This window comes from Paenibacillus sp. 32O-W (assembly GCF_007679495.1).
Classification (GTDB): Bacteria; Bacillota; Bacilli; order Paenibacillales; family NBRC-103111; genus Paenibacillus_L; species Paenibacillus_L residui.
This window is the reverse complement of record NZ_VEGP01000012.1, coordinates 34,859-50,269: the sequence shown is the minus strand read 5'-3', so window position 1 is coordinate 50,269 and position 15,411 is coordinate 34,859. Positions and strand designations below refer to the sequence as shown.

At 54.1% G+C, this 15,411-nt stretch carries 14 protein-coding genes; 4 read left to right on the top strand and 10 right to left on the bottom strand.

Annotated features, from left to right (window positions below; translation table 11 throughout):
* Positions 1-107 precede the first annotated feature (107 nt).
* Both FS806_RS07160 and FS806_RS07155 read left to right on the top strand, forming a co-directional pair.
* Positions 108-842: a FadR/GntR family transcriptional regulator gene (locus FS806_RS07160; RefSeq protein WP_186328246.1), complete on the top strand. Its 735-nt coding sequence runs from the start codon at positions 108-110 to the stop codon at positions 840-842.
* Positions 835-2,034, top strand: coding sequence for a CynX/NimT family MFS transporter (locus FS806_RS07155; RefSeq protein ID WP_260982018.1), 1,200 nt, complete (start codon positions 835-837; stop codon positions 2,032-2,034). The genes FS806_RS07160 and FS806_RS07155 overlap by 8 nt, the downstream gene beginning before the upstream one ends.
* A 2-nt stretch (positions 2,035-2,036) precedes the next feature.
* Here FS806_RS07155 and FS806_RS07150 read toward each other — a convergent pair whose 3' ends face one another.
* The 3 genes from FS806_RS07150 to FS806_RS07140 form a co-directional block, all read right to left on the bottom strand.
* Positions 2,037-2,417 carry a DUF3889 domain-containing protein gene (locus FS806_RS07150; RefSeq protein WP_186328245.1) on the bottom strand — a complete coding sequence of 127 codons (381 nt, stop codon included), beginning with the start codon at positions 2,415-2,417 and terminating at the stop codon, positions 2,037-2,039.
* Between the two features lie 313 nt (positions 2,418-2,730).
* Positions 2,731-3,081, bottom strand: coding sequence for an MmcQ/YjbR family DNA-binding protein (locus tag FS806_RS07145; protein ID WP_144933927.1), 351 nt, complete (start codon positions 3,079-3,081; stop codon positions 2,731-2,733).
* A 154-nt stretch (positions 3,082-3,235) separates the two neighbouring features.
* A complete protein-coding gene (locus FS806_RS07140) occupies positions 3,236-4,657 on the bottom strand; it encodes an NAD-dependent malic enzyme (RefSeq protein WP_144933925.1) in 1,422 nt (473 codons plus the stop codon).
* A gap of 278 nt (positions 4,658-4,935) precedes the next feature.
* On the opposite strand from FS806_RS07140, the gene FS806_RS26080 reads away from it, so the two are divergent.
* The gene (locus FS806_RS26080) at positions 4,936-5,076 is read left to right on the top strand and encodes a hypothetical protein (protein ID WP_222126607.1); all 141 of its coding nucleotides are present in this window, start codon (positions 4,936-4,938) and stop codon (positions 5,074-5,076) included.
* A gap of 450 nt (positions 5,077-5,526) precedes the next feature.
* Here the strand turns inward: FS806_RS26080 and FS806_RS07135 are convergent, their stop codons facing one another.
* Positions 5,527-6,300: an alpha/beta fold hydrolase gene (locus tag FS806_RS07135; protein ID WP_222126606.1), complete on the bottom strand. Its 774-nt coding sequence runs from the start codon at positions 6,298-6,300 to the stop codon at positions 5,527-5,529.
* A gap of 1,437 nt (positions 6,301-7,737) precedes the next feature.
* On the opposite strand from FS806_RS07135, the gene FS806_RS07130 reads away from it, so the two are divergent.
* The gene (locus FS806_RS07130; protein ID WP_144933923.1) at positions 7,738-8,910 is read left to right on the top strand and encodes an NAD(P)H-dependent flavin oxidoreductase; all 1,173 of its coding nucleotides are present in this window, start codon (positions 7,738-7,740) and stop codon (positions 8,908-8,910) included.
* A 49-nt stretch (positions 8,911-8,959) separates the two neighbouring features.
* Here FS806_RS07130 and FS806_RS26615 read toward each other — a convergent pair whose 3' ends face one another.
* The 6 genes from FS806_RS26615 to FS806_RS07105 all read right to left on the bottom strand — a co-directional run bounded on the left by FS806_RS26615 (position 8,960) and on the right by FS806_RS07105 (position 15,396).
* Positions 8,960-9,091: a hypothetical protein gene (locus tag FS806_RS26615; RefSeq protein WP_260982017.1), complete on the bottom strand. Its 132-nt coding sequence runs from the start codon at positions 9,089-9,091 to the stop codon at positions 8,960-8,962.
* Between the two features lie 76 nt (positions 9,092-9,167).
* Complete coding sequence (locus tag FS806_RS07125) at positions 9,168-9,599, bottom strand: universal stress protein (RefSeq protein ID WP_144933921.1); 432 nt, start codon at positions 9,597-9,599, stop codon at positions 9,168-9,170.
* 426 nt (positions 9,600-10,025) lie between these two features.
* A complete protein-coding gene (locus FS806_RS07120) occupies positions 10,026-11,306 on the bottom strand; it encodes a DegT/DnrJ/EryC1/StrS family aminotransferase (RefSeq protein ID WP_144933919.1) in 1,281 nt (426 codons plus the stop codon).
* Positions 11,307-11,580: 274 nt separating this feature from the next.
* A complete protein-coding gene (locus tag FS806_RS07115) occupies positions 11,581-12,531 on the bottom strand; it encodes an aldo/keto reductase family protein (protein WP_144933918.1) in 951 nt (316 codons plus the stop codon).
* 98 nt (positions 12,532-12,629) lie between these two features.
* Positions 12,630-13,790, bottom strand: coding sequence for an alpha/beta hydrolase family protein (locus FS806_RS07110; protein ID WP_186328243.1), 1,161 nt, complete (start codon positions 13,788-13,790; stop codon positions 12,630-12,632).
* Entirely contained in the window at positions 13,777-15,396 is a 1,620-nt protein-coding gene (locus tag FS806_RS07105; RefSeq protein ID WP_260982016.1) for an extracellular solute-binding protein, read from the bottom strand. Before FS806_RS07105 ends, FS806_RS07110 begins: the two co-directional genes overlap by 14 nt.
* Between the last annotated feature and the right edge of the window lie 15 nt (positions 15,397-15,411).

The following is a 15,411-nucleotide window of genomic DNA, read 5'->3' as shown; positions in this document are numbered from 1 at the left end:
CTATCCAAGCCTATTTTCGCCAGTTTCATCCATTCTTAAAATCACTGCTCGTATCGAGACAATTGAGTGATTACCTATACATTTATGGAAAAAAGGAGGTCATAAAATTGAAACTGCAGCAACCTACCCGACTGACCCTGTCCCAGCAGGTAGCGGCCCAGCTGGAAGAGCTGATCAGTTCCGGGAAATGGCCGGTAGGCTCACGAATTCCCGCGGAGCCGGAGCTCGTGAATCAATTGGGAGTCAGCCGGAATACGATTCGCGAGGCGGTTCGGGCTTTAATCCATACAGGGCTGCTGGAGGCGAAGCCCGGGGACGGCACTTATGTATGCTCCTCCAGTGAATTGAGGGCAGCGATTCAGCGCCGGCTGCGCAAATCGAGCGTTGCCGACACGTTTGAGGTCCGGTATTGCCTCGAACGGGAAGCGGCCAGGCTGGCCGCCATGAGGCGTACCGAAGAGGACATCGACAAGATGCGCGCATGTCTGCAGCGTCGTAATGCTGCGCTCAGAAGCAACGATACGGCCGCTTACATCAAGGCGGATCTGATGCTGCATCAAGCCGTACTGGCGGCTACCTATAACGGTCTGCTGATCGATTTATACGAGCACATGGCGGATGCGCTTCTTCAATCCATCGACACCGCCGTGGACGAAACGCTAACTATTGAGCCTCATCATGAGGCGCATCATGATATGGTTGAGGCGATTGCCAACTCCGATCCAGAAGCGGCGGAGGAAGCCGTGCGTTCTTACATCGAAGCTCTGCAAACCAGTCTTCACCACCGGGAAGGAAGGAAAGCCAACAATGAGAAACATGACAAAACCTGCAGTAATGAATAAACCTATTAAACTGACCGGAGCCTTGCTGGTCATCGGCGTTATTCTGGTAGCCGCTAATATGCGCGCTTCCATTACGGCCGTCGGGCCTTTAATCGGAACGATCCAAGCGGACACCGGCTTATCCGGTGCGCTGGTCGGCATGCTTACCACCCTTCCTCTGATCGCCTTTGCCATTCTCTCTCCGCTTGCACCGTCCATCACTAATCGGTTCGGGGCGGAGAATACATTGTTCGCCAGCTTAATTACGCTCGCTGTCGGTACCGTGCTGCGGTCGCTTCCTAATACCCTTACCTTGTTTACAGGAACGCTGCTGATCGGGCTTGCGATTGCCGTATGCAACGTCCTGCTGCCCGCTCTGGTCAAGCAGCATTTCGCCAATCATGTCGGACTTATGACTGGGGTTTATACCATGTCCATGAATCTTTGGGCAGCATTGGCCTCCGGAATCAGTGTCCCGATGGCCGTCGGACTCGGGCTTGGCTGGCGGGGGGCTCTCGTCTGCTGGGCAGGGGTTACCGTGTTGGCTATTATAGTATGGCTGCCTCAACTGCGTTCTCATCGGCCGGAAGTGACAGCGAAAGCCGATCAGAACAGCCCCTTATGGAAATCGGCTTTAGCCTGGCAGGTTACTTTCTTTATGGGGCTGCAATCCCTGCTCTTCTACGTAACCGTAACATGGCTGCCTGAAATCGTGGCGGACCGCGGTTACAGCGCTACCGCTGCAGGCTGGATGCTTTCCCTGATGCAGCTCTGCAGCCTGCCGACTTCTTTCCTTATGCCGTTGTTGGCCGGACGCCGACCCAGTCAACGCAGCTTCGTCGTCCTTACTTTCTGCTTTTCCGCGATCGGCTACCTCGGCCTGTTTGCCGGAGGGGCGTCTCTGCTGCCGCTTTGGGTAGCCTTCATCGGCCTGGGCGGCGGGGCATATATCAGTCTAGCACTTGTGTTTATAGCTTTGCGGACGAAGAATCCCCGGCAAACCTCCCGGTTGTCCGGTATGGCCCAGTGTATCGGTTATTTGCTGGCAGCCGTCGGCCCCATGCTCATGGGCTGGATTCATGATTATACGCTTAACTGGACCGTTCCGCTGCTTCTGCTTCTGGCAACCGTCTTGCTTCTGCTCATCTTTGGCCTGGGAGCGGGACGCGATGCTTATGTGGGCTTGTCCTCGGACAAAGAGCATCAAGCCTAGGCCTAACGGGCGGTCTCCCGATAATCGATATTCAATACTCTTTCCGTAGCGGTCTCATACCGCAGCGACACATACAGCCCCATCGGCTTACCGGCTTTCTTAACCCAGAATTTGAAGATTTGCTCGGTAACCGTGGGGTTGATTTTTTGTTTACCTACATATTTGTAATCTAAAATTTGATAGCCCTTCTTGCTGGCTTCCCTCATAGCCAGGTTTCCCCACTTGGCGTATTCCGGGACGTTCCGCTCCGCATTATGGACTAAAGAAAACGTGAACGGTCCCTGCCATTCAAGACTTGCCGGATTCCCGTCGGCAGACGCTGCCTCAGGGGCGAACATGACCACACCGATACAAATAATGGCTGCTGCCAATGCTTTTTTCATACAGGTTTCCTCCATCATTTTTCCTAACTTTTGTCGGGATGGAATGAATTATTCATGTGGAAGGAGGCCATGCTCATTTATTCGGCTTCAATCCGTTCCAAAAGAAGGACCGCGGCAGTATGGTCTGCAGCGGTCCTTGCCTCGAAGTGCCGTTGGGGAAAGTTTAATGGATAAGCACGTGCAATAATGCAGGTGCTTAGACGAAATTTAGCTAGCATCAGCTAAAGACGAGCAAATGTGCAGGCTAATGTCAATCGAAATCAAGGCTTCGGGCACTAGGTGAATATTATACTCTCCTATAGTTTCTAATATTTTAAAGTAAACCCAACTCGCGGGCTTCCGATTTCTTCATGCCCTTGACGACCAATTCATAAGAGTGATCCATCATCCACTTTATATCTTCCTCGGGCACGGTGCCGTCCAAGCTGATTGTATTCCAGTGCTGCTTGTTCAGATGATACCCCGGCCTGACCGAAGGATGCTGCTGCCGAAGCAGATGGGCCATTTCCGGATCGCATTTCAAGGACATACTCCCCGGATTCCCTTCTTCATCGATGAGGGCAAACATTCGGGTGCCCACCTTCAGAACCAACGGCTGCGCTCCGAAGGGGTAATCCTTGAACGCCCCTTTCTTGGCCAAGCCATATTCAATCCACTCTTTCATTCACCGTGTCCTCCTGCCAATCGTAAAAAAAGTCTGATAAATACCGAACAAAACGATCTGTCGGAAAGTAACTCAACTATGGAGCATTATCGGTTACAAGGAAGCCGTCTCTCCAACCAGCCACGCTCTGATAGATTCCGACAAAGCGATTCAGCTATTTGTTCTCGCGAAAATCCCTGCGGCGGGCTACACCTTCTGCATAAGCCGCATCGATGACCGCCTCTCTTACCTTCTCGGCTACGCTCTGGTTGAACACGCTCGGGATAATGTACAGCTCGTTCAGCTCATCCTCCCCGACAACCGAAGCGATCGCCTTCGCGGCTGCCAGCTTCATCCCTTCCGTAATCCGCGACGCCCGGCAATCGAGAACGCCGCGGAATAAGCCGGGGAAGCACAGCACGTTGTTGATCTGGTTCGGATAGTCGGAGCGGCCCGTCGCCATGACGCGCACGTAGCCCTCGGCCTCCTCCGGCGCGATCTCCGGCGTCGGATTCGCCATCGCGAACACGATCGCGTCCGGCGCCATCTTCTTCACGTCGTCGACCCGCAGGACACCCGGAGCGGAGACGCCGACGAAAATATCGGCTCCCGCGATGACGTCCGATAGCGCTCCCTGCTCGCGGTGGGGATTCGTATGCGCGGCGTACCAATTCCACGCCTCATGCGCATACGTCTTCCCCGCGACGAGCGCGCCGCAGCGGTCGACGCCGATGATATTCTGCGCGCCGGCGGCAAGCAAAATTTTCGTGCAGGCGATGCCGGCCGCGCCGAGCCCGCACAGCACGATTTTGCAGTCGGCGAGCCGCTTGCCGACGAGCTTCACTGCATTGAGCAGGCCTGCCAGGAGCACGACTGCCGTTCCATGCTGATCGTCATGGAACACGGGGATGTCGAGCTCCTCGCTGAGCCGCCGCTCAATCTCGAAGCAGCGCGGGGACGAGATGTCCTCGAGGTTGATGCCGCCGAAGGCCGGGGCGATCGCTTTGACGGTGCGGATGATTTCCTCCGTGTCCCGGGTATCCAGACAAATCGGGAAAGCATCGACGCCCGCCAGCTGCTTGAACAGCATCGCCTTGCCTTCCATGACCGGCATCGCCCCGAGCGGGCCGATGTCCCCGAGCCCGAGCACGGCGGTTCCGTCGGAGACGACCGCCACCGTATTGCGCTTGATCGTCAGCGTATGGGCGCGGGATGGCTTCTCGTGGATCGCCATCGACACGCGGGCAACGCCCGGCGTATAGACGCGGGACAGATCATCGCGGTTCTTGATCGGCATCTTCGGCGTCACTTCAATTTTGCCGCCCAGATGAAGTAAGAACGTCGAATCTGAGACGTTAATTACCTGGACGCCGGGCAATTGGGCGACGCTTCGGACGAGGTCTTGACTGAGCGAGGCGTCCGTCAGTTGAACGGTGATATCCCGGGTCGTCGAGGTTTTACCCGCCCGGGTAACGTCGACGGCGATAATATCTCCTCCGGCGTCGCCAATTGCGGTCGCGATCTGTCCGAAGGATGTTTGCTCCTTGTCGATTTCCAGGCGCAGAACAATGCTAGTACTGGCTGCTGCGTTTTTCAAGGCCTGAGCCCCTCCTCTTCCCTTTTTTTGAAATAAGGTTCATCGGTTTGCAACGGTATCGGTCAAGCACTCAGCGGTATGAAATCGAAGCTCTGCTTTGCTTTTATTGTGAAATATTTTGCCAAAATAATCAAGCTAAGGCTAAAGGTGCCATATCGCCGTCATTTTCCGGGTCTTCCTTAATCAGCCTCCACTCACGTTTTCCGGATAGGAAGGGTTGAAAATCGAAAGGAGAAGGAGAAGGGGAAGCCGATGCGTTCGTGAGAAAGCAAAGACGAATGGATCGCTCAAGAGATATCCAGACAAAGCAGCAGCGTGCCTTGAAGGGTTGCGGAAGCGCCGGCCGGGACCGACTCGACACCCCATCCGGCATACCGCCGGTTCTTGGTTTATATGTTGGAAATATTTTTCTTGAGTAAAATATGCCTGCAAGCTTTGGTGCCCGGGCGCCCTCCTTGCAGCGCTGCAGCGGCGTCATGTGGCGAAAGAATATAAGAGCACCGGACAACAGGCTCGTTAATTTATATCGCAGCCTATGCAAAAAACCGGCCGCTTCGCATGAGAATGGCCGGTTAATTACTCTATAACTATTATCGGTGCTGTCTTAATAAATGAATGGAATTAATCCGAATCCGATTCCTCCCATTTCCTGGAATAGGCTAGCCGGGTCACCCAGAATGTCATAGCGGATACAATGATCACGCATATGAAAGAAACAACCATCGCTGTGCCCACAACGCAGTCACCTCTTTACCGTATTTTGTTTCATTGTAGCATGCCCCTGCCGGTTTGAGGACGGGGTTCACCGAATGTTCACTTTTATTAAGTTTTTCACTTAAAAAACGGCAACTTATTGATGAGGGATAGGGCTATTTTTCCAATTCTGGAAGGAGCACTTCGTAAAAACGGTCTCGTGCATATCTTTCGATCCACGGAGTATGTCCGCATTTCTCCAACAAAATATACTTGAAGTCTTTAACGCGTCCGGATAAAGGCTCGATAACGCCTTGATACGGATGAGGATCATAGGTTCCATGGATCGCTACAACCGGACAAGAAATGCTTGTTCCATACTCCGCCAGCTTGCCGCTTGCCCGCAGACTGCTGGCCTCCGGCCAAATCCTCTGATAAATCTCCATGTCTACATTCATGGAATCGGCTTCCAATGGAAGGGGAGCATAACTGTCTATTTGGGTCATCAGCCTGCCGAAATCTCGTAAATCATCGGATTTCGTAGTCCCGTTACGATTGAGTTTGCTCACCAGACGATCATGAGCCAGCTTGTCCTCCTCAGACATTCTGCTCCTTCTGGCTGCCGCGATCTCAGGGGCATAGTGTTCATAGAAGGGCCCGCTGCTGATGAGTATGAGCTTTCTTACTTTGTCAGGGTATGTTGCGGAATATATATAGGACAGCCAAGCTCCCCAGGAATAGCCGCATAATGTAACCGGGGAGTCACATGCTTTGTCAATGATGTCATCTAATTCTGTCAACAGTTCATCTATCGTTCGTTTGGTTTGGTATGCTTCGACCACACCTGTTTCGCCGCTCAGCCTCTCTGCAACAGGGGCCATCTCTCCGGCCGCCCCGGGCCCTCCGTGAATTAACAGGACTTGGTATGGAGCCGTTCCGTAGGTGCTCAAGTTTCCACTTTCCCCTTTCCTTTGTTCTCAACCTCTGCGTCCCCGGCAGCAAACTGCCTGCTAGAGGTACAAATGCGTGTTAGCTTGAAGCGAACGGGTGCATTTTGTATGAAATACCGTACAGATGGGCGTACTAATTCCGTGAGTGAGGCTCCTTGGTATGAAATATCATACAGTTAAATGTGCACATATGGTACGAGGGTCCAGCCTTTGCACACCAAAAACTAGCAAATCGCCATCTTTTTCGGAGCGAACCACCTTTCTTCTCGCCGGATATTAAATGGACAGCTGGCTGCCCGATTCTTCAACCTTCATGATAAAAAGTAGAAGAGGGAAACTTCTATAGACTATAATAGGTTTGAACTCCCGCTCCGCGGGAAGGCGTGGGCGGATTGCGGCATCCGGCCGCATTTTGTCATAAGGTCCCGCTTTCCGGCCAGCGGCACATCGAATTTTCACTTCATCCACATGGACGAGCCTGTTCGTTCCATGATTTCGGATGAATTGCCCGGAAACATATGCGGTTGCGGATAATTAGGATGCATGTCCAGCTTAGCAATATTGGTTGCAATGGACACCAGAGACCTTATTCGGTCCAGAAAGGCTTTTCAGCGATTTTACCGGACTCAGATGACCTTATTTATACGAAACGCAGGCGAAAACAGCAGAAATTTATGAAATAAGCGCATCTGTGTCCGTTTAGCACGAAAAAACGGCCGATTTGGGCAGAATAAGGTCCCCTAAGAGGCTGTCGATTAATGGTATGCAACCAGAGATCATGCGAAGATCCTGCAGGGTTTTGGTTTTAACGGAACCAGATGACCTTATTCGCCCCAAAAGGGCCTTTCGGTCATTTTAACGGAACCAGATGACCTTATTCCCTAGAAATGCTCGCGAAAGTAGGAGAATTCCAAGCAATAAGCGCGCCTGGTTCCGTTAGTTTAAAAAAACGGCCTATTTTGACGAAATAGGGTCTCCCAGTTCCGTTACATTTTCGCTGTTTAACCATAACTAGTTTCATTGATACTATATCAATCAGACTTTTCACTAGTACAACATCCTGTTGTAATACCTTTCCCAAATGAATCGACAGCCTTCCTAAGTCCGTTACAGTTTCATTACCGTCTGTTGTGTCATTGATGCCCGTGCTGTTCAATTACCATTTGTTGTGCGCCATTGTTAATCGTTACAGGCTCAGGGCCATCTATTGTGCCATGTTGCCTTGTACTGTTCAACTGCCATTTGTTGTGCGCCATTGTTAATCCGTTACAGAATCGTTGGCCTCGGATGTGACATCGCTGCCTGTCCGGTTTCATTGCTGCTACACAGCCGTTGAACTTTTACCCCGGCACAATCATCTTAATTTCGCTTTATCCACCATGAACTGACAGCTCAGCAATAGTCTAAAGATCATTCGATAAAAAGGAGCTGATATGTATGGCCAAACCAAACATTACGCCCGCATTCTCTGCCAATGAAACTGCTTCGGGGCTTTCTACCGACACGAACGCCGCCCCATCCTCCGCTTCCTTGCCCTGGTACCAAACCGCTGTCAGCGAAAAACTGAACCTTCGCTACCCGATCATCCAGGCCGGGATGGCCGGAGGCGGCACGACGCCGGAGCTCGTCGCCGCCGTCTCCAATGCCGGCGGACTCGGCTCGCTGGGCGCCGGCTACATGACGGCGGAGCAAATCCGCGAAGCCATTCGCCGCATCCGCGAGCTGACGGACCGGCCGTTCGCCGTCAACCTGTTCATTCCGGAGCCGTACGAAGTGCGGCCCGAGGACATCGCAGCGATGAACGAAGCGCTCGGTGCGTACCGCCGGAAGCTCGGCCTCCCGGAAGCCCCGCCGGCTCCCGACCGGTACAGTGAACCGTTCGAAGAACAGCTCAAGACTGTGCTGGAGGAACGGGTGCCGGCGTTCAGCTTCACGTTCGGGCAGCCCTCCGGCGATGTGATCGACCGGCTGCGAAGCCGCGGCATCGTCACCATCGGCACGGCGACTACGGTGAGCGAGGCCGTCCAGCTGGAGCAGGCCGGGATCGACCTGATCGTCGGCCAGGGCAGCGAAGCCGGCGGTCACCGCGGCACATTCGCCGTCCCGCACGAGCAGGCGCTCGTCGGCACGATGGCGCTCATCCCGCAGATCGCCGACCGCGTCCGCGTGCCGATCATCGCCGCCGGCGGCATTATGGACGGGCGCGGGGTAGCCGCTGCGCTCGCTCTCGGCGCGTCGGGCGTGCAGATGGGGACCGCTTTCCTGACCGCTCTGGAGAGCGGGGCTCACCCCCGCTACCAGGAGGAGCTTAAGCGGTCCACCGATGAGAGCACGACGCTGACCCGAGCGTTCTCGGGCAAGCCCGCGCGCGGCATCCGCAACTCGTTCATCGCGGACATGGAGCGATGCGAGGCGCGGATACCGCCCTACCCCGTCCAGAATGCCCTGACGCGCGATATCCGGCAAGCGGCCGCGAGGGCCGGCGATGCCGAAGGCATGTCGCTATGGGCGGGACAGGCCTCCGCCCTGTGCCGGACGGAAGGGGCGGCCGACATCATCCGCCGGACCGTCCGGCAAGTGTCGGAGCTGTTCGGCCGTCTTAACGCTTGACCACAGAGAATGCCCGGGCCCAGGTAGCTCAGGCCTCCTGGAATGCCGGTCAGGCGTTCATCGCCTCCACTTCCCCCAGCGCCGTCAGCCTCCTTGCGGAATGTCTCTGCTGCTCATAGTTTCCCATCCGCAACCAGACGGAGGATGCCGTGAGCGGAGCTTCACTTTTTTGATGCGGCATGCTTGACTGGGCACGCCGCAAACTAAAAGGCCCCGGTTCCTCGGGGCCTACCTCATGCTAACTGTTATCTCAGTTGTTATTTCACAATAAGCACCGGAATTTCGGCATGCTGGGCTACGCTATGGCTGACGCTTCCGAGCATGAACTCGCGAAGTCCGCCAAGCCCGCGGCTTCCGATGACGATGACGTCAAAGCCGCCTTCCTCCGCATACTCCAGAATCGTACGGGCCGGCGCACCGCGCTTGAGAATCGCCTTCGCTCCAGAGAACTCGGCCAGCCGCTCATTCACTTCCTTCACGACGGATTCCGCCTGCTCGTACATCTCATTCTCGAGGTGAACCGGAATGTTAATCATCGCTTCTCCTATAATGAGGCTTTGCATGTTCAGGACGTAGACGACCTCCATCTGGGCTGCCGGATTTTCCTTGACGTAGCTGATCGCCTTATCCAGAGCTTTCTTCGAAGTCTCGGACCCGTCATAAGCTACCAGTAACTTTGAAAATAACATCGTCTTCATCTCTCCTGTCAAATACGTGAACGAATGGTGGGTTGTTCCGTATTTATAATTTTGTTGTCCAATACAAGTAAGTCCACTTATTTGAAGGGTAGCATTTGTCCGGCACCGATGTCAATCTGGTAAACAGGGCTGCGGCTCCATTTCCGAGTTCGGGGTTCGGGGTTCGGGTTTCGGGTTCCGGTTCGGGTTCCGGACCTGATTCAGCCTCCATCCCGTTCCCCGGCACCAGCTCTCTTTTAGCTTCCACAGCCCCCTTAATACCTCTTCCTTCTGCGAAAGAACAGACCACCGATTTCGAATCCCGGAGAAAAAGCCCGCAGCCCGGAACGGGAAGCAGGCTTTCTTATCTATTTCATATACGTTGTCATCGGACTGCATTCATCCCTGTCTCCAAGGCGGGTGTCCCGCTCTTGCCGTCTAGTCCAGGGTCCGATAGACTTTCGTTATGCCGCTGACGATTTCATCCAGATCGTTCTGCTCCAGCACCGGGCTGAGCGGTACGAAGACGGTGCGCGGCAGCAGGTCAACCGCCCGCGGACACATGTCCTCCGTATAGATAACCGGTTTTTGAAACGGGTAATTGAAAGGGAAGTTATCCTTCTCTGCGGTCCGCTGATGAAAAATTTGCGGAACCCTGTAAACCGGGAGATTTCCATATAACGTATGGGCAGTAATATTTTCCGCCTGCATAGCCTTCATGAAGGTCTGTGCTTGCTCAGCCGACGGCAGGATGATCCCGAGATTGGACCCGATATCACCCTCCTCATCCGGGGAAGAACGGAACCGGATGCCCGGCACACTGTCAGCCAGTGCCTGTTTCAAATACCGGTGATGGATCCTCATCGTCGCCACGATTCCGTCCAGCTTCTTCCATTGCTCGATCAGAACGGCTCCGGTAATTTCGCTCATCCGGTAGTTTTGCCCGATGAACGCCGCGGTTTCCTCATCCGGATTCAGCCCGTGACGCTCCTTCAACTGCGGCCGCAGCAGCCCCTGGTCATGATACCTTGCCGCACGCTCATATAGTTCCGCACTGTGAGTGACCACCGCTCCACCTTCGCCGGCGGTAATGATTTTATTCATCTGAAAGCTGAAAACCCCGACATCGCCGATAGCCCCGGCGTAACGACCCTTGTACTGTACCCCGCAGGATTGGGCCACATCCTCGATAACCGGAACTCCATGCTTGCGGGCAAAGTCCATAATCGGGTCCATGTCGCAGGGAACGCCGAGGATGGGGACCGCGATAATCGCTTTCACTTCCTCATCCATGACGCGCTCCAAGTCGGCGGGATCAAGATTCAAGCTCTCATCCACATCGGCAAAAACCGGTACCGCATTGGCGGATACTACGGCTCCGGCCGTAGCCAGAAAAGTGACGGCGGGAACAATGACCTTATCCCCATATCCTATCCCCAAAGCTTTCAAAGCAACTACAAGAGCGGCCGTACAGGAGGTTACCCCCAAGGCATAAGGGACATTCAAGTCCCGCTCCATCATGCTCTCCAGCGTCGTTACCGCGTTCCGCACATCGGGCCCATAGAAGCGAAAAGGAGACTGGGCCCTAATGATCTGACCGGCGTGAACCGCCTCCTCCTCTCCCATGACGACTGCCCCCGGATAATTGGGCGGGAGCGGCTTGCTCCGGGCAGGAGCTCCACCGTTTAAAGCCAGCTTCTCCAAATCAACCTTTTCCATTGTCCTTACCCTCTTTCCTCATAATGGATTCGTGCCTCGGACCGACAAAGCTGACAAGACAGGCCATGACAGCCCTTTCAGGATCGGATGGCGGGCGGCTCCGGCTGCATTTTCTACCGATCCCCCTTACTTACGACCATTATAATGCAAAAGAGAGTAAGCGACTTAACTATAAAATGTCTATAATTCACTCCCGGTAAATCAGCCTGCCTGCCGGCTCGAAGCCGCTCACGATTGGCTATCGTCAACTGCCCTACGTCGATGAAAAACCGAATTATCCGTTTAAAATGGCTTCGATTTCTTCCAGATCTCCGGCCGGCAGCTTCACTCCCGCCGCCTTGACGTTATCCTCCACCTGCTCCGGACGGGAGGCGCCGATTATACAGCTGGCCACATTATCCTGCCTCAGAATCCAAGCCAGAGCAAGCTGAGCCATACTAAGCCCGTTTCTCTCGGCAATCGGCCGCATTTTCTCCACTTTAACCAGATTTGCTTCCTGAATGAATGATTGCATGAACATGTTCGATTTCGGATCGGCGGCTCGGGAATCTTCCGGCGGAGCCATGCCCGGCTTGTATTTTCCGGTCAACACCCCTTGAGCCAGCGGAGAGAAGACGACCTGCCCGATCCCGTGCCGTTCGCACAAGGGCAGCACCTCTTGCTCCAGACCCCGCGCGAACATGCTGTACTGGGGCTGATTGGAGATGATCCGGTCCAGGTTATACTTCTCGGCAGTGTGGACGGCATCCGCAAGTTGGGCCGCCTTCCAGCGGCTTACCCCGGCGTAAACAATTTTCCCCTGCGTGATCAAATCATCCAACGCCCGCAGCGTCTCCTCGAGAGGAGTGTTCGAATCGTAGCCGTGACATTGATACAAATCGATATAATCGACACCCATCCGCCGCAGACTGGCTTCGCATTGCTCCATAATATGCTTGCGGGACAGCCCTCTGTCGTTAGGCCCGTCCCCCATCGGATGGAACACTTTCGTCGCAATGACGTAGGAATGCCGCGGGTATTTTGACAACGCCTTGCCCATGATTCGTTCTGCGGCACCTCTGCCATACATGTTGGCCGTATCGAAAAAATTGATCCCCAGCTCGTAAGCCTTGTCCACGACCGCTTCCGATTGCTTCTCTTCCATTGAATTTCCATAGGTCAGCCAACTGCCCAAGCCAATTTCGCTTATCTTCAAGCCGCTGGCTCCTAAACGTCTGTACTGCATTCCGATTCCATCCTCCATCTTGGTTTGAGTTTAAAAATGCCCACCCGTTGACCTGTCCCGGCACGGGTTCGAGGGCAAAGCTTTATCCGCCTTTATCTTTATTGAAGACTCACAAGGGGAGTGCTCACCAGCCTTCCCCATTCGTCCACGATTTGAAAAAAATACGCAGCCGCTTGCTCCGGGAGCTCGGCGCTAATTTTGCCGGTATCCTTGTCGATTCGGGCTTCCCGAGGCTCCCATTCGACTTTATACTTATCCGAATGGGATACCCTCAACTCCGCCTTGGTTACGGCAATGTCGGAGCGGAATTCAGCTTGAGCTTGCTTTCCGTCCGAATCTTGACGAATGACTTGTACAAGCGGCTTTCCGCCCCGGGCCACATGATCGGCGAAGGCATAAATTTCCGGCGGACTCCACCCTGCGTGATGGGAATGACCCAAGCCAAAATGAATGCACATCGCGGACCCGGGGATGCCGTTATGAGCGGCCTCATATGATTTGCCGGTCAAATGCAGCGGAAAGTGAGAATCCTCGCCCCCATTGACCCATAGCACAGGAATCGAGACTTGCCGGAAATAAGAGGACGGGTCCCATAGGCGCTTCACCATGGCGGCGGCCTCCGGCGGCATCTCCCTGAAGCTGTCGCCATACTGGTTGTCGGCTTCATATAAATATCCGCAGCCATATACAGGAATGGAGAAGGCCAGGCGGTGATCCACTCCCGCTGCGATACTCGCAATGACCCCTCCCCACGATATTCCGCTAATCCCTATCCGCTCTGCATCGACCCGTTCCAGGGTTCGGATAAAGGAATGGGCAAGAATGACATCCGCCACCGCGTGGTACATCCATTGATCTTCCTGGGATTCACCATAATCGGCGAAAATTCCCTGCCTGCGCGGGCCTCCCCATTCATGCCCGGATCTCAACCCCCGGCTGTCCTTCCCCAGAGGGAGCTGGCCCTCCAAATCCATGGCAATGGCGGCATAGCCTCGGTCCTTCCACAGCCGCACCCATTCTTTAAAAGCCGTTCCCCCTCCTCCATGCGCCAGCACGATGGCGGGCACCTTCTTCCCCGCAGACGATTCAGGCAGGGCATAGTAAGCGAAGACACGGGTGGAACGGCCCTGGTAAGGCATTCCCTCATAGAACAGCGCTTTAATGTCCCCATCCTCCCATTCCGGCAGAGGAAAAATCCGGGGACTTCGCGACAGCGCCTGCAAATTCCAAGGGGGGCTTGCTTTATCACTTGAATTCATACAATTTGTCTCGCAGCAGCGCCGTATCCTTGTTTTCGCTGTACCATTTGGCATACCATTCTTCGACTTGCTTGCCTCCCGCCTTGTCCCACAGAGTCTTCGCCTCAGTCATGGCTTGATCGGCAGTATAGGACGGGCCGCTGACGATGGCTTTATTCCACAGATCATCGATCTGCTTGTTGACGCTGGAGACAATCATCTGAATATCTTCCGGAGGTGTTGGCATATGCTCTCCATGCGTAATGTCCGCGATCGGTCTTTCCGGGGTCAAATAAGCTTCGTCAGCCATTTTAACCAGATCGTAAAACTCTTTCTCCACCGGAATATCCTGGTTCAACGTCTCTTCATATTTCCCGCACTTGCCTTCCAATACGGGGGAATAGAGCATTCTGAAATCATCCGTGTAGGACAGCTCTTTGGCCTTGTCCTTATCCACGAAGGTTTGACAGCCGTTGGAGCCCTGGGTGCTATGGGTGCCTTCCAATCCGTACTTCAAAGTTTTTCCGGCCGACTCCGATGAGATGAAATCGATATACTCCATCACGGCCTCCGGATTTTTGGCCTGGGCGTTAATCATTGCAGTAAGCTGCACCGGATTTTGAATGGTGGGACTGAATTGGCCGAATGGGCTCTCCGGCAGTGGAATGACGATAACTTCAGCCGACGGATTGTTCTTCTTCAAAGACTCATAAATTTGAAACCAGGCCGGACCGTTCGTCTGTCCCCCCCACATGCCTATTTTTCCGTTAACCCAGTCCTGCTGCGCCTTCTGCCCACCCTTGTCGGTCAGAAAATCTTTGTCAACCAAGCCTTCATCATAAAGCCGTTTCCTGAACTCGGTGGCCGCCTTGGCCCTTTCCCAATCGCGGACCAGCTGTCCGTCCTCGACGACCCAGCGTACATTCTGGAACATCGCATTGATGATATGACTGGTGATATAGGCGAGTGATGTGCCGTAAGTGTCCTGGATTCCGTTGCCATCCGGATCCTGCTCCGTAAATGCTTTTAACACTTCATAGAGCTCTTCGGTCGTCTTCGGAACCTCCTTATTGACCTGCTTAAGCCAATCGGCCCGGAGATAGAGGGCATGATTCGTTTGCAGTCCGTTGATTTTACCGAAGGAGTACATTTTTCCATCCGGCATGGTGGCGACCGATTTCAGCAGCGGATATTCCTCAAGCAGCTTCTTATAAGTTGTGCTGTGCTTTTCAATTAAATCGTCAACGCTTAGCAGCTGCTTTTGTGAATAAAGCTGATCCCGCAGAGTGTTGGAGTACTCAAAGATCAAATCAGGTGCGCTCCCGGAAGCGAACAAGGTCGTCAGCTTCGCGGTAGCATCGTTGCGGGGAATGGCGACGAACTTGACGTTGGCCGGTCCGTTCTCGTTAATCCACTCCGTCCAGCGGTTCTTCTCAATCGTTCCTTCACTCTCGGGAACCAGACCGCGATCATAAACCGAAACCGTTATGTTCTCTTTCTTCTTCGATCCCGGCTCTTGACCCTGCTGCTGAGAGCCTCCGCCTGAGCAGCCCGACATCACTACCGTCATTGCCAATGCCGGCAGCATTCCGGCGGTCATCCATTTGGATCTTCTTCTTTGCATCATATCTACCCCTCGCTT